The sequence below is a fragment of the Limimaricola pyoseonensis genome, from assembly GCF_900102015.1.
Taxonomy (GTDB): domain Bacteria; phylum Pseudomonadota; class Alphaproteobacteria; order Rhodobacterales; family Rhodobacteraceae; genus Limimaricola; species Limimaricola pyoseonensis.
Genome location: NZ_FNAT01000001.1, coordinates 774,024 through 786,999, shown reverse-complemented (window position 1 = coordinate 786,999; position 12,976 = coordinate 774,024). Strand labels below are relative to the sequence as shown.

General features: G+C 68.3%; 10 protein-coding genes and 2 pseudogenes. 4 read left to right on the top strand and 8 right to left on the bottom strand.

The features are described 5' to 3' along the window. Positions 1 to 7 precede the first annotated feature (7 nt). The 6 genes and pseudogenes from BLT43_RS03745 to BLT43_RS03720 all read right to left on the bottom strand — a co-directional run. Positions 8 to 268: pseudogene (locus BLT43_RS03745) on the bottom strand (transposase); the annotation flags it as partial. Positions 269 to 362: 94 nt separating this feature from the next. Beyond that, positions 363 to 929: an N-acyl amino acid synthase FeeM domain-containing protein gene (locus BLT43_RS03740; RefSeq protein ID WP_090110168.1), complete on the bottom strand. Its 567-nt coding sequence runs from the start codon at positions 927 to 929 to the stop codon at positions 363 to 365. Beyond that, positions 926 to 1,657, bottom strand: coding sequence for a class I SAM-dependent methyltransferase (locus tag BLT43_RS03735; RefSeq protein ID WP_090110166.1), 732 nt, complete (start codon positions 1,655 to 1,657; stop codon positions 926 to 928). Before BLT43_RS03735 ends, BLT43_RS03740 begins: the two co-directional genes overlap by 4 nt. Before the next feature lie 273 nt (positions 1,658 to 1,930). After that, entirely contained in the window at positions 1,931 to 3,037 is a 1,107-nt protein-coding gene (locus BLT43_RS03730; RefSeq protein ID WP_131802619.1) for a helix-turn-helix transcriptional regulator, read from the bottom strand. 173 nt (positions 3,038 to 3,210) lie between these two features. Continuing rightward, the gene (locus BLT43_RS03725; protein ID WP_090110162.1) at positions 3,211 to 3,627 is read right to left on the bottom strand and encodes a hypothetical protein; all 417 of its coding nucleotides are present in this window, start codon (positions 3,625 to 3,627) and stop codon (positions 3,211 to 3,213) included. 464 nt (positions 3,628 to 4,091) lie between these two features. Further along, positions 4,092 to 4,625: pseudogene (locus BLT43_RS03720) on the bottom strand (IS5 family transposase); the annotation flags it as partial. Between the two features lie 97 nt (positions 4,626 to 4,722). Between BLT43_RS03720 and BLT43_RS03715 the strand changes: the two are divergent. The 4 genes from BLT43_RS03715 (at position 4,723) to BLT43_RS03700 (ending at position 9,976) form a co-directional block, all read left to right on the top strand. Next, positions 4,723 to 6,030, top strand: coding sequence for an NAD(P)H-dependent oxidoreductase (locus BLT43_RS03715; protein WP_090110158.1), 1,308 nt, complete (start codon positions 4,723 to 4,725; stop codon positions 6,028 to 6,030). 258 nt (positions 6,031 to 6,288) lie between these two features. Continuing rightward, positions 6,289 to 7,308 carry a TAXI family TRAP transporter solute-binding subunit gene (locus BLT43_RS03710; RefSeq protein WP_090110156.1) on the top strand — a complete coding sequence of 340 codons (1,020 nt, stop codon included), beginning with the start codon at positions 6,289 to 6,291 and terminating at the stop codon, positions 7,306 to 7,308. Positions 7,309 to 7,343: 35 nt separating this feature from the next. Then, positions 7,344 to 7,832 carry a cell wall hydrolase gene (locus BLT43_RS03705; RefSeq protein WP_090110154.1) on the top strand — a complete coding sequence of 163 codons (489 nt, stop codon included), beginning with the start codon at positions 7,344 to 7,346 and terminating at the stop codon, positions 7,830 to 7,832. Between the two features lie 53 nt (positions 7,833 to 7,885). Continuing rightward, complete coding sequence (locus BLT43_RS03700; protein ID WP_090110152.1) at positions 7,886 to 9,976, top strand: TRAP transporter permease; 2,091 nt, start codon at positions 7,886 to 7,888, stop codon at positions 9,974 to 9,976. A 667-nt stretch (positions 9,977 to 10,643) separates the two neighbouring features. On the opposite strand, the gene BLT43_RS03695 is transcribed toward BLT43_RS03700, so the two are convergent. Together BLT43_RS03695 and BLT43_RS03690 are read right to left on the bottom strand one after the other, a co-directional pair. Continuing rightward, positions 10,644 to 11,522, bottom strand: coding sequence for a 2-oxo acid dehydrogenase subunit E2 (locus BLT43_RS03695; protein ID WP_090110151.1), 879 nt, complete (start codon positions 11,520 to 11,522; stop codon positions 10,644 to 10,646). A gap of 10 nt (positions 11,523 to 11,532) precedes the next feature. Next, entirely contained in the window at positions 11,533 to 12,963 is a 1,431-nt protein-coding gene (locus BLT43_RS03690) for an NAD-dependent succinate-semialdehyde dehydrogenase (protein ID WP_090110149.1), read from the bottom strand. Between the last annotated feature and the right edge of the window lie 13 nt (positions 12,964 to 12,976).

Below are 12,976 nucleotides of genomic sequence, written 5' to 3'. Positions count from 1 at the left end.
GCTACCATTTTTTTGCCGCGACATCCCGCAGGATGGCGTTGTCCAGCATCTGCTCGGCCAGCAGCTTCTTGAGCTTGGCGTTCTCGTCCTCGAGCGCCCGCAGACGGCGCGCGTCCGACACCTCCAGCCCGCCGAAGCGCGCCTTGTATTTGTAGAAAGTGGCCTGGCTGACGCCGTGCTTGCGGCACACCTCGGCCGTCGACAGCCCAGCTTCCTGCTCTTTCAGCATTCCGATGATCTGTTCTTCTGTGAAACGCGATCGCTTCATGTCCGTCTCCAAAGTTGAACGGACTCTACCTCAAACTGGAGGAGGAACAGGGTCTCAGGTCACCGTCGACCGGAGGCCGACCATGCACTGACAATCAACCTAGAGCACTCAGGTGGGACAGCTCAGCACATCTCGCCGTGCTGCCAAACATCAGGACCTGAGGCCTGTCCCTCGGGAAGCGCAAAGATCTGCGCTTGGCGATTGGACGAAAGCCAAGTTCCTGTCGGTAGGGGGAGATGCTGCCGGACCTGACGGCGGCGATGACCGCATCAAGCCCGCGTTCCCGGCCGCATGCCAGCGCGTGGACCACCAGGCCAAGCCGAACCTTCCGGCTCAGCTCCCGGTCGAGTTGGGCACAGAACAGGCGCGAATGGTCCATGGCCGAGACGCAGTGCAACAGCCATTCGACCTCCTCCTCGAAGATCTCCGCGGTTGGGCTGATCGCGTCGGGGCCGCGGCAGATGTGACCCCGCAGCCCGCCCACGACTTGCCTGCGAAGCAGCGCGGCGACATGCACGACGTTGGCGCTGAAGTCGTGTGGATCCTCGACCCTGCCGGTGCGTCGTTTGGCTTCCCGATCGACCGAGAAGCGCACGTCCAGCACGGACCGAAGCAGTTGGTCGTCCTCCACGCGCAGGAAGCGAAGGGCACGTTCGGTCATGGTGCGTTTTTCCCGGTGACGAGATCGCAGTAGCCCCGGTAGACCGTCTCGCGCCCCGTCACCTCGAACCCGGCCGCTGCGACGTGTTGCGCCAGCTCATCGAGCGTGTGGGTCCAGTAGGTGCCCTCGGTCTGGCCCTGCCGAATGCGGCCGTTCTGCCGGCGGATCGGACGAGAGCGCCGGAGTACCTTCAGGCCTTCCATCGGTCCCGCCTGCAGGATCATGTGCGTGCCGAGGTAGAGGCTCCAATCCCACACGCTGACCCGTCGCCCAAGGTCGACGAGAAACAGGCGCCCTTCAGGCCGCAGCAGCTCATGCATCTGCGCCAGCCGCGTCGGCGGATCCGGCATCGCGAAGAGCGCGTTGGTGCAAATCACCAGGTCGAAGGTTCCGGCCTCGTCCCGGTAGGTCTCGAAGCCGGTCTCGTGGAATTCGGCGACCGACGATGGCAGCTTGGCGCGGGCCCTGCGCATCATGCCGGAATTCGGATCCACGAGCGCCAGGCGTTCGATGCGGCTCAGCGGCAGGCGCGAGGCGAAGTTGCCGGTCCCGGCGCCGGCGTCGAGGCACGCGGCCCCGTCGAGGTCGACCCCTTCGAGAAAGGTCTCGAACCGCGAGAGCAGCGCCCGGTAGGCCGGGTTGTAGTCGAGGAGCAGGTCGTAAGCCTCGGCGTAATCGCTCCAGTCCACCGGGGCGGCGGGGGCCGTCAACGAAAGCTGCTGCGTCATGGGAGCCTCCGAAGCAGGTCTCACACAGCTTACGCCGCTGCCGTACGCGCGCGTCCCCCATATGGGGGAGGCAGGACATCGAAGGCCGCCTCGTCGGGCGATGGGTTGTCGCCGATGGGCTGCGAAATGGTGCGTCGCGGCGGACGTCGGAGTAATCGCCGATCTCTGCTCGGCACAGGACCGCCCGGCGTGACGCACCGGGCGAGCACGGGCTCGTTGGAGCTGCTGCGGGTCCGAATGAGCGTCTGCCGGGTCGGTCGCTGCCAGTCGGTCTCAGCAGGCCAGGGCCATGAGCAGGCGCACGAGATCGGGCTGCCGGTGGGTCTCGGTCTTGGCGAAGAGCGCGCGCAGGTGACTGCGGGCAGTTTCGACCGTCACGCCTGCATCGGCCGCGATTTCGCTCAGCGACAGGCCGGCGAGCAGGCCCGTGGCCAGGCGAAGCTCGGCCGGCGTTAGGCCGTAGTGATGCGCCACCTCGGCGAGGTTGGCCGCGGGCCTCGCACCCGGCTCGACGAGGATCACGCATTCGGGGCCCCGGAAGTACTGCGCCCCGTCCGCCCAGGGCCGGGCCATCACCGTCACCTTGAGCGGCAGGCCGGGCGGTCTCGCGGTGAGGAACACCCGCGGGGCAGGGGCGGCCTGCCGGCTGCACAGCCATGCGAGGCAGAGATCGGCATGATCGGCGATGCGCCGATCCCTGAACTCCACCCGGCCCGCGCAGCTCACCGAGAGGGCCCGGCCGCGCTCGAGCTCGGTCCTCGCCAGTCCGCTCGCGCCGTGCAGCCGCCGCCGGGGGCCCAGCGCGAGGGCCCCCGGGAGCGCCGCACCCTCCACGTCCGGCCCGTCCGCCAGCAGCGGCACCCGCCGATGGAACTCGAAAGCGCGCCGCAGGTCCGGCACGAGGCTGCGCAGGATCGCGAGGATCTCGCGATGCTCCGCGGTCTCCGGCGTGTCCCCGAGCACGCTGAGGAAGAAGTTGCAGCTTTCCCGGCGGTCGATCGTGATGCCGACGGCTCCCTGCAGGTGATTGGGCCGGAGATAGTCGTTGTAGAACTCGGTGCGCTGCAGGGCCTGGCGGCAGAACATGGCGCTGTCCGGGGTGGCTAGGCCGATCGGCCGCCGGGTCGCGGCGGCCATCCACGGATTGAGCGCACTGTAGCGGCTCGAATAGGCACTGAGAGCCTCGTCGCTCAGCCCCGCCGCCAGGGAGAACGCGCCCCGGTCGGTCGCGCTGTCGTGGTAGAAGAGCGTCGCCGCACCGTTGGGCAGCACCAGGCGCAGTCGGTCGAGGAAGTCCTCCCATCGGGTCTCGCCGAGCAGCGCGGCCAGGGCGAGTCCGCGCAGATCGCTTGTCACTGCCTCGGGATCGAACACACGCACGACACCACCCCCGATCCTTACTCAGGGTAAGGCAAGTGACGTTTCCGATCAACGCGAGGGCGTGCAGGGCGCCGAAGCCGGCACCGGTGACCTCTGCGGCCCGGCGGAACAGGACGCAGGAGGCGAGGCGGCACGCGCGGCGCACCGCCCGGAGAGGCTGGATCTCGCCGGCGCTAGAGCGGCACCGAGGTCGCGTGCAGCCCGCCGGATGGTGTCACCTCCATGAACCCGCCCTCATAGGGGTAGACCAGGTGGCACTGCTTCCAGTCATCCTCGCCGGCGCAAAGCTGGTTGCCCTCGATGCTGACAGGCATGTCGTAGCTCCCGGTCTCGCCGTCGGCCGTGCGGTAGCTGCCGGTCAGCCGCATCGCCTCGAAGTCCCAGGTGCTGCGCCCGACCGTGCCGGCGAACTCGCCGTCGTAGATGCGCACGTCGTAGGGTCCCCCCTGCACCAGCGCGCGGATCTGCGCGGCGGCGAGCGGCTGGCCCTCGGGCACGCCAAGCGTTCCCAGAGTGGTGTTGCCGGTGTTCGTGTCGCAGGCGCCGAGCGCCAGGAGCCCCAGCAAGGGCAGGATCGAGATTCTCGACATGGTCTACTCCTCGGTCAGTCCTGGCCCGAGCGTGACACTATATTCGACAGGCGCGCCTCCCTCGAACGGGTGAGATCGACCCCCTGACCGGCTCGTCCTTCCATCGAGATGGCCACCGCACCCGGATTCGGTGGCGCACAACCTCCATATGGGGGATGCGCGAAACCGCGCATTCGAGGATCGTTGTAGCCATTGTCAACGATTTGCGTCTCGCCCGTTCCACAACGCAAGGAGGTTGGGCGGAGTGGTTGCTTGGTGCAGGTACGGCTGGCCGACTGCGGCCGGCCGTATCTTCTGCTTTTGGTCCGGGTCTGAGGAGAACTCCATCGGGCTCCTGCTGCACCCCGTTCCTGGTCCAAGGGCCATGCGACCTTTCGGGCTGGTCCGAGTTCAGCCGCGAAGGCGCTGGGGGGCTCTGTTGCACGGAACGCCTGAAGGCTGAGCTTTCCCTCACCCCGAGCGGCTCAGATGACAGGTTCCGTGACGGGAATGCCGAGTGCGGCGAAGCGGTTTGAGATCGCGATGCGGATCTGAAGCTCGGCGGTCCGGCGATCGAAGTTTCGAGCCATCGGTTTCCGGCCGAGCAGCTTCATGCCGTTCACCTTGGTCTCGGCGCGGCTTCGGAAGTAATAACCGGTCCAAAGCCGCCAAGTAGTCCTGCCGAGGTGCTTGTTGGCGCGCAAAGCCTCGTGCCTGTCTGCCGCTCCGGGGCTATCCGTCTTCGACGGCTTGGCGTTGCGCCTGGGCGGTATGACCGCGTCCGCGCCCCGGTTCGCGATGGTGTCCCGGCAGCCGCGAGTGTCGTAGGCGCCGTAAGCCGTGATCGAGGCGATCGCTCCGCCCTCTGGGATCTGGGCGAGCAGATCTGGCAAGACAGGCGCATCGCCCACGCCGCTGCCGGTGATCTCGACAGCACGCACCTCCAGGGTCGCCTCGCCCATGGCCAGATGGACCTTGCGCCAAACCCGCTTGCGCGAACCACCGTGCTTGCGCGCATGCACACAGTACGACTGCAAGGTTGTGCAACCGGGAAAGCGCATGGACCTTGCTCGGATTATTGCCTTCACTGCGTGCAGGCAGAAGGGGAAGACATCCATGAATCTGGCGAAGCTCTGTGCGGTGCGCGCGGCCGATGGGCGGCCCGTTACCGCTGGCCTGATCGGCGCGGGCAAGTTCGGCTCGATGTTCCTGGCGCAGGTGCCGCACGTCGAGGGGCTGGAGGTCGGGGCAATCGCCGATCTGGACCCCGAGCGCGCCCGCGCCGCCTGCCGCGGAGTGGGCTGGAGCGAGGCGCGGATCGCGGCCACCCGCTTCGTCGCCGACGGGGCCGAACTCGCCGCCATGGATGGGGTCGAGGTGGTGATCGAGGCCACCGGCCACCCCCGCGCGGGCATCCGCCACGCGCAGGCCGCGATCGCGGCGGGGCGGCACGTGGTGATGGTCAACGTCGAGGCCGACGTGCTGGCCGGGCCCGTACTGGCGCGCCGCGCCGCCGAGGCGGGCGTCGTCTACTCGATGGCCTTCGGCGACCAGCCGGCACTGGTCTGCGAAATGGTCGACTGGGCGCGCTCGAACGGGTTTCGCGTGGTCGCGGCGGGCAAGGGGACGAAATACCTTCCCGGCTACCACGAGGTGACGCCCGACGCGGTCTGGGAGCATTACGGGCTGACGGAGGCCGAGGCGACGAAAGCGGGCATGAACCCGCAGATGTTCAATTCCTTTCTCGACGGCACCAAGAGCGCGATCGAGGCGGCGGCGATCGCCAACGCCACCGGCCTTTCGGTACCCGATGACGGGCTGGCCTTCCCGCCCTGCGGCGCCGACGACCTCGCCCGGGTGCTGCGGCCGCGCGAGATCGGCGGCCTGCTGGACAGGCCCGGCATGGTCGAGGTGGTCTCCAGCCTCGAACGCGATGGACGGCCGGTGTTCCGCGACCTGCGCTGGGGCGTCTATGTGGTGATCGAGGCGCTGAGCGACTACGCCGCCGCCTGCTTCCGTCAATACGGCCTGCTGACCGACGCCACCGGGCGCTATGCCGCGATGTACCGCCCGTTTCACATGATCGGTCTGGAGCTCGCGACGTCGGTGCTGTCGGCGGCGCTCAGGGGCGAGGCCACCGGCGCGCCGCAGGGCTTCCACGCGACCGTCGCCGCCATTGCCAAACGCGACCTCGGCCCCGGCGACCGGCTCGACGGGGAGGGCGGCTACACCGTCTGGGGCCGGGTGATGCCGGCGGCGCGGGCGGCGCGTGACGACGTACTGCCGATCGGGCTGGCACAGGGGATCACGCTGCGCCGCGCGGTGGCCAAGGGCACGCCGTTGCGTTTCGCGGATGTCGAGATCGCCGAGGACGAGGCGGTGCTGCTCTACCGCGACTGCCTCGCCATCACCGTAGATTGTTGACGGCCTGTCACTCGGCCTTCGGCGGGGCCTCGTGCTCAACCCCCCCGCGCCATCGCGGCGCAACTCGAACCAGCTTGCAGGATCATATCGCGCCTGAATCAGGAACAGGGTGAGGCCGGGGGGAAGGCGGATGCTCCTCACGCCAACGGAGAGTCGGAGGGGAAGAATTTTCGATTGCAGAAAGCGATGTTGGTGATTGAGATCGGGCCGGCCATCTGGTCTGAATTGCGGTCACAACACAATCGCAGGGAGCATCTCATGAACCGGACCCTTACGGCCATTCTCGGCGTGGCGGCGATCGGCGCGGCCGGACTGGCGGCCGCGCAGGCGCCGTCCTTCTTCCGCATCGGCACCGGCGGAACCGCCGGGACGTACTACCCGATCGGCGGCCTGATCGCGAATGCGATCTCCAACCCGCCGGGCTCGCGGCCCTGCGAGGAGGGCGGCTCCTGCGGCGTGCCCGGGCTGATCGCCTCGGCGCTGTCGGCCAATGGCTCGGTCGCCAACGTCAACGCCATTTCCGGCGGGGCGCTGGAGTCGGGCTTCTCGCAATCGGACGTCGCGACCTGGGCACAGACCGGCACCGGCATCTGGGCCGACCGCGAGCCGGTCGAGACGCTGCGCGCGATCGCCAATCTCTACCCAGAGACGATCCATCTCGTGGCCTCCGCCGACAGCGGCATCGACAGCGTCGACGATCTCGCCGGCAAGACCGTTTCGCTCGACGAGCCGGGCTCGGGTACGCTGGTCGACGCGCGCATCATCCTCGAGGCCTACGGCCTGTCCGAGGACGACGTCGACGCGCAGTTCCTCAAGCCCGACCAGGCCGCCGAGCGGATGCGCGACGGCGCGATGGACGCGTTCTTCTTCGTGGGCGGCTTCCCGGCCGGGGCGATCGCCGAGCTGGCGAGCCAGGACGACATCGTGCTGGTGCCGATCGATGGCGAGCAGGCCGCGGAGATCACCGGCGAATACACCTTCTTCGCCGAGGATGTCGTGCCGGCGGGCACCTACGAGGGCGTGGCCGAGGATGTCACCACCCTGTCGGTCGGCGCGCAGTGGATCACCTCGGCCGACCAGCCCGATCAGCTGATCTACGACATCACCGCCGCGCTGTGGAACGACAACACCCGCAAGCTGCTGGATTCCGGGCACCAGAAGGGCCGCGAGATCACCGTCGAGACGGCGCTCGACGGCATCGGCATTCCGCTGCATCCCGGCGCGGCCCGCTTCTACGAGGAGCAGGGCATGGACATCTCGGGCATGAGCGCCGAGTGAGCGTGATCCCGGCATTGCCGGGCGGGCGGCGTTGCATGCCGCCCGCCCTTCTTCTCCTGCTGGCCGCGGCGTTGGCGCTGGGGGGCTGTGGCTTGCGCCCCGATCGCCGTGCCTCGGCGCAGGAATGCATGGAGCGGGCGATGTATTTCGAATCCTTCCGCTCCAGCCGCGACGGCCTGGTCGCGGTGGGCAGCGTTGTGATGAACCGCGTGGCCTCGCCCGCCTTCCCCGACACGGTTTGCGGTGTCGTTTCCCAGCCGAACCAGTTCGCGTCCGGTGTGATGCGCAACGAGATGCGGGACGCGCCGCTGGTGCGCGAGGCCGCGGCGGCGGTGCTGCGCGGCGAGCGCCATCCGCTGGTGGGCGGCGCCGAGTTCTTCCACGCCGCGAGCTACCGCGCCGGATACGACAACATGCACTACACCGTCACCACCGGTGGCAACGCCTTCTACGAGCGCCGCAGGCCCGAGCAGGTGACCCGGCCGGTGCCGCCGCCGCCGGTCGAGGGGCTGACCCCGGCCTGAACGCGCCGTCGGTCCCGTCACCTGCAGCCCGCACAGGATTTTTGGAGCCTTCCATGACCCAGACCCATGACCGGCAGGAGGGCCTGACCGACGCCCAGATGAAGGCGCTCGAGGAGCGCTACGACCCCGAGGTCCGCTTCCGCCCGCTGCCGCCGGCGCTCGGCTGGCTCACCGCCGCCGCGCTATTCGCGCTGTCATGCTATCACTTCTACACCGCCGGCTACGGCATTCCGCCCGCGACGCTGCATCGCGGCACGCATCTGGCCTTCACGCTGGCACTGGTCTTCCTCTCCTTCGTGGCCTGGGGGCGGGCCACCGCCCCGGCTGGCGGACCTCTCAAGCCGCTGGGTCTGCCGCTTGTCGACTGGATCCTTGCGATCTCGGGCGCGGTCGCGGCACTCTACGTGCCGTGGATCTTCGACGACTTGGCGTTCCGGGTGGGCGATCCGCTCGTGATCGACGTGGTGATGGGTACGGTGCTGATCGCGGTGCTGCTCGAGGCCACCCGCCGCGCCATGGGCTGGCCGCTGCCGGTGATCGCGCTGCTCTTCATCGCCTATGCCCGGTTCGGCCAATCCATGCCGGGGGTGCTGCAGCATCCCGGCGCGGATTGGGAAAACATCGTCAACCATCTCTACCTGACCAGCCAGGGGATCTACGGGACCGCGCTCGGCGTGATCTCGACCTACGTGTTCCACTTCGTGTTGTTCGGGGTGCTGGCGACGCGGATCGGCCTGGGGCAGCTGTTCATCGACCTGGCCTCCGCGCTCGCGGGCCGCTTCGCGGGCGGGCCGGCCAAGGTTTCGGTGATCTCCTCGGCCATGCTCGGCTCGATCTCGGGCTCATCGATCGCCAACACCGTGACCACCGGCTCGCTGACCATCCCGGCGATGATCCGCATCGGCTACCCGCGCCATTTCGCGGCCGCGGTCGAGGCGGCCTCCTCGACCGGCGGGCAGATCACGCCGCCGGTGATGGGCGCGGTGGCCTTCCTGATGATCGAGTATCTCGGCGTGCCCTTGACGACGATCCTCACCGCCGCGCTGGTGCCGGCCTTCATGCATTTCTTCGGCGTGCTGGTGCAGGTGCATCTCGAGGCCCGCCGCCGCGGCCTGCGCGGTCTCACGAAGGACGAGCTTCCCGTGGCCTGGACCGTGTTCAAGGCCGGCTGGCTGACCACCCTGCCGCTCTTCGTGCTCGTGACCATCCTGCTGTCGGGCTACACGCCCTATCTTGCCGCGTTCTACGGCATCGCGGCCTGCCTGCTGGTGCTGGTGATCCAGAACCTGCTGCGTCACGGCCCGAAAACTGCTCTTGTCGAGAGCGCGCGGGAGACCTGGGACGGCTTCGTGGTGGGCGCGAAATACTCGCTGTCGGTCACCGCCGCCGCGGCGCTGGTGGGCGTGATCATCGGCGTGGTGACGCTGACCGGCGTGGGCTTCAAGATTGCCTACATGGTGACCAGCGTGGCCGGGGAGTGGGCCGAAGACGTCTTCGCCTTCCTGTCCTTCCTTCCTTTCGAGATCATGGACGTGCCCGGCTGGACGCTGCTGTTCACGCTGATCCTGACCGCGCTCGTCTGCGTGCTGATGGGCTGCGGCATCCCGACCACGGCGAACTACCTGATCATGATCGCGGTGGCCGCGCCGATCCTGAGCCTGCTGGGCGTGCAGCCCATCGTCGCGCATTTCTTCGTGTTCTATTACGGCGTGCTCGCCGACATCACGCCGCCGGTGGCGCTGGCCGCCTATGCGGCAGCGGGGATCGCCGATGCCAACGCCTTCAAGGCCGGCAACACCGCCTTCCGTCTCGGCATGGGCAAGGCGCTGGTTCCCTTCGTCTTCGTGTTCTCGCCTTCGCTGCTGCTGGTGGTCGAAGGCTTCAGCTGGTCCGAGTTCTTTCTCGCGACGCTGGGTGCGATGGCGGGCATCTGGATGCTGTCGGCGGCCTTCGCGAACTGGCTGTTCGCGCCGATGCGCGGCTACGAGCGCGCGCTGCTGGCGGTGGCGGCCATACTGCTCGTGGCGCCCGACCTCGTGGCCACGCTGATCGGGGCGGCCTTGATCGCGCCGGTGGTGGTTCGGCAGCTCCCGGAGCTGCGCAGGGGCAACGCGCAGGCGCGTAGCCTGGAGCAGCATCAATGACACTTTGAACCTGGATCGGGTTGCAGGACGGCTTCACGCTTCGACCGCGCCTGGAAGGCTGGTTTTAGCTCCGGGTCCATTAAAAATCGCGGCCCCCATCGGTCATCGACCTTGGTGTGACCGATGGGCCCGCGCCCTTGCTCGTCGAGGTCGACTGCGTCTTCGTGGTCTGCCCCCACTGAAGTGCTCGGCCTGCCAAGATAGATTTGTTTCGTCGGGAGGGCGAAGCGATGGATGGAAAGCGCGAGAAGCCCGAGGACATTGTGCTGAAGCTGCGGCAGATCGAGGTGCTGCACGGACAAGGCATGCCGATTGCGGAATTCAGTATGCGAGTACGCCGTCCCCTTTGAGGATCAAACCTCGAGGCAATTTCACCGGCGGTACGATCTTGGAGATATCCTCCTCCCGCAACCGACTTCAGCGTCCGCGCCGCAGCCTCATGGCGCGCGGCGTTTTTGCTGTCCGTGGCACAAAGCATCGACGCCAGCTTGCCCTGAAGCTCGACCGCAAGCCCGTCTTGGCATCGCCCCGAACAGTGATGTGGCCGGTCTCGTGACCGACGCAGCCCGCCTCCAGCTCGCTCGACAGCACCTGCGCCAGCTTGTTCGCGTAGCCGCACGATGCGGCTCCGACAACCAAGTCCTTAGCAACGCATCAGATTCAGCCGTCAGATCAACATGTTGCGGGGGTCGGCGATGAGGGCCGCCAACCGCGTCACGAAGCGTGCGGCATCGGCGCCGTTGATGACCCGGTGGTCATAGCTAAGGTCCAGCGGCAGCATCGGCACCGGGCGCGGCGTGTCGCCGTTCCAGACGGTTTCGGTCTGGGTCCGGGTGATCCCGAGGATCGCCAGCTCGGGCGGGTTGACGATCGGCGTGAACGCCGTCCCGCCGAGCCCGCCGAGATTGGTGATGGTCATGGAGGCGCCGCCCATCTCGTCGGGGCGCAGCTTGCGCGCCTGGGCCCGCGCCGCGAGATCCGAGATCTCGGACGCGATCTGCCAGACGCCCTTGCGGTCGGCATCGCGGATCACCGGCACCGCGAGCCCGTGCGCAGTGTCGACGGCGATGCCGATATGGACGTAGTCCTTGAGAATGAGCGTGGCCCCGTCAGCCGACAGCGAAGCGTTGAACCGCGGGAAATCGCGCAGGCAGCGCGCCAGCGCCTTCACGTGGAAGGCCAGAGCCGTGAGCTTGACGCCGCGGGCGCGGGCTTCGTCCTTCAGCGAGGCGCGGAAGCTCTCGATCCGCGAGACGTCCGCGCGGTCGTGATGCGTCACCAGCGGGATCAGGCTCTGCGCGGCGGCGAGGTTGCGCGCGGACACTTGCGCGAAGCGGCTCATCGGCTCCTCGGTCACGGGGCCGTACTGCGCGTGATCGACCTCCCAGTAGGAGGTGTCCGCCGGAGCCGCCCCCTTGGTGGGTCTGGCGTCGAGATCCTCCATGGCGATCGTCCTGCGGCCGAGGGCCTGCGCATGCCGCTCGAGGTCGATCCCCTTCTCGAGCGCCGCCTTGCGCACCGAGGGGCTGGCGATGATGTCCGACATGAGTGCCCCCTTACCAGCTGGCCGAGATGTACTGGGTTTCCATGAATTCGAGCATGCCCTCATGGCCGCCTTCGCGCCCGAGACCGGACTGCTTGGTGCCGCCGAACGGCGCCGCCGGGTCGCTGACGAGGCCGCGGTTCAGGCCGACCATGCCGTAATCGAGGCGCTCGCAGACCTGCAGCGCGCGCTGCATGTCCGCGCTGAAGACATAGGCCACGAGCCCGTATTCCGTGTCGTTCGCGCGCCGGACGACGTCGTCCTGATCGCTGAAGGTCTGGATCGCCGCCACCGGGCCGAAGATCTCGTCATGGACGCATTCGGAGTCCTCGGACACGTTCGACAGGACGGTGGGCGGGTAGAAGTATCCGCGCCCCTCGGGCGCCTTGCCGCCCAGCTCGATCCTGGCGCCGCGGGCCACCGCGTCCTCGACGAAGGCGGCGACCTTGTCGCGGGTGCCGGCGTTCACGAGCGGCCCGACATCGACCGAAGGGTCGCTGCCGTCGCCCAGCTTCAGCCGGCTCATCGCCTCGGCCAGCCGGCGCGTGTAGTCCTCGGCGATGTCCCGATGGACGTAGATCCGGTTCGCGGCGGTGCAGGCCTCGCCGAGATTGCGCATCTTGGCCAGCATGGTGCCCTCCACCGCCTGCTCGATGTCGGCGTCCTCGAACACGATCAGCGGCGCGTTGCCGCCGAGCTCCATCGCCGGCTTCAGGACCTGGTCGGCGGCCGAGTGCAGCAGCTTGCGGCCGACGCCGGTCGAGCCGGTGAAGCTGACGACCCGGACCCTTGGATCATGCAGCATGTGGTCGACGAGCGCGCCGGTGCGCTTCGAGGGAAGGACGTTGACTAGCCCGGCCGGCACGCCGGCCTCCTCCAGAAGCGGCATCAGCGCCAGCATGGTCAGCGGGGTCTCGGAGGCGGGCTTGATGATGACGCCGCAGCCCGCGGCGAGGGCAGGGGCGATCTTGCGGGTGCCCATCGCGGCCGGGTAGTTCCACGGTGTCACCAGCACGGCGAGCCCGGCGGGCATGTGCTGCACCATGATCCGCGCGCCGGAGGACGGGGCGCGGGTGATCATGCCGTCGGCGCGGACCGCCTCCTCGGCGAACCAGCGGAAGAACTCCGCGGCGTAGGTCGCCTCGCCCATGGCGTCGCCGCGGGCCTTGCCGTTCTCCAGGGTGATCAGCCGGGCGAAATCCTCGAGCCTCGCGGTCATCAGCTCCCAGGCCCGGCGCAGCACCTCGGAGCGTTCGCGCGGGGTGCGCGCCGCCCAGTCCGCCATCGCGGCCTCGGCCGCGTCGAGAGCGGCGTCCGCGTCGGCGATCTCGGCCGAGGCGACCGAGGCCAGTACCTCTTCGGTGGCCGGGTTGATGACGTCGAACCGCTCCTGCGCCGCGCCGGCGCGCCAGGTGCCGTTGATGTAGAGATCGGTGTGTTCCATTGGTCTGTCTTCC

Excerpts from the sequence above, each read along its gene's own strand:
- BLT43_RS03700 (WP_090110152.1), top strand. The coding sequence starts at position 7,886 with ATGACCCAGACCCATGACCGGCAGGAGGGCCTGACCGACGCCCAGATG.
- BLT43_RS03705 (WP_090110154.1), top strand. The coding sequence starts at position 7,344 with ATGCCGCCCGCCCTTCTTCTCCTGCTGGCCGCGGCGTTGGCGCTGGGG.
- BLT43_RS03735 (WP_090110166.1), bottom strand. The coding sequence starts at position 1,657 with ATGACGCAGCAGCTTTCGTTGACGGCCCCCGCCGCCCCGGTGGACTGG.
- BLT43_RS03710 (WP_090110156.1), top strand. The coding sequence starts at position 6,289 with ATGAACCGGACCCTTACGGCCATTCTCGGCGTGGCGGCGATCGGCGCG.
- BLT43_RS03715 (WP_090110158.1), top strand. The coding sequence starts at position 4,723 with ATGAATCTGGCGAAGCTCTGTGCGGTGCGCGCGGCCGATGGGCGGCCC.
- BLT43_RS03740 (WP_090110168.1), bottom strand. The coding sequence starts at position 929 with ATGACCGAACGTGCCCTTCGCTTCCTGCGCGTGGAGGACGACCAACTG.
- BLT43_RS03690 (WP_090110149.1), bottom strand. The coding sequence starts at position 12,963 with ATGGAACACACCGATCTCTACATCAACGGCACCTGGCGCGCCGGCGCG.
- BLT43_RS03695 (WP_090110151.1), bottom strand. The coding sequence starts at position 11,522 with ATGTCGGACATCATCGCCAGCCCCTCGGTGCGCAAGGCGGCGCTCGAG.
- BLT43_RS03725 (WP_090110162.1), bottom strand. The coding sequence starts at position 3,627 with ATGTCGAGAATCTCGATCCTGCCCTTGCTGGGGCTCCTGGCGCTCGGC.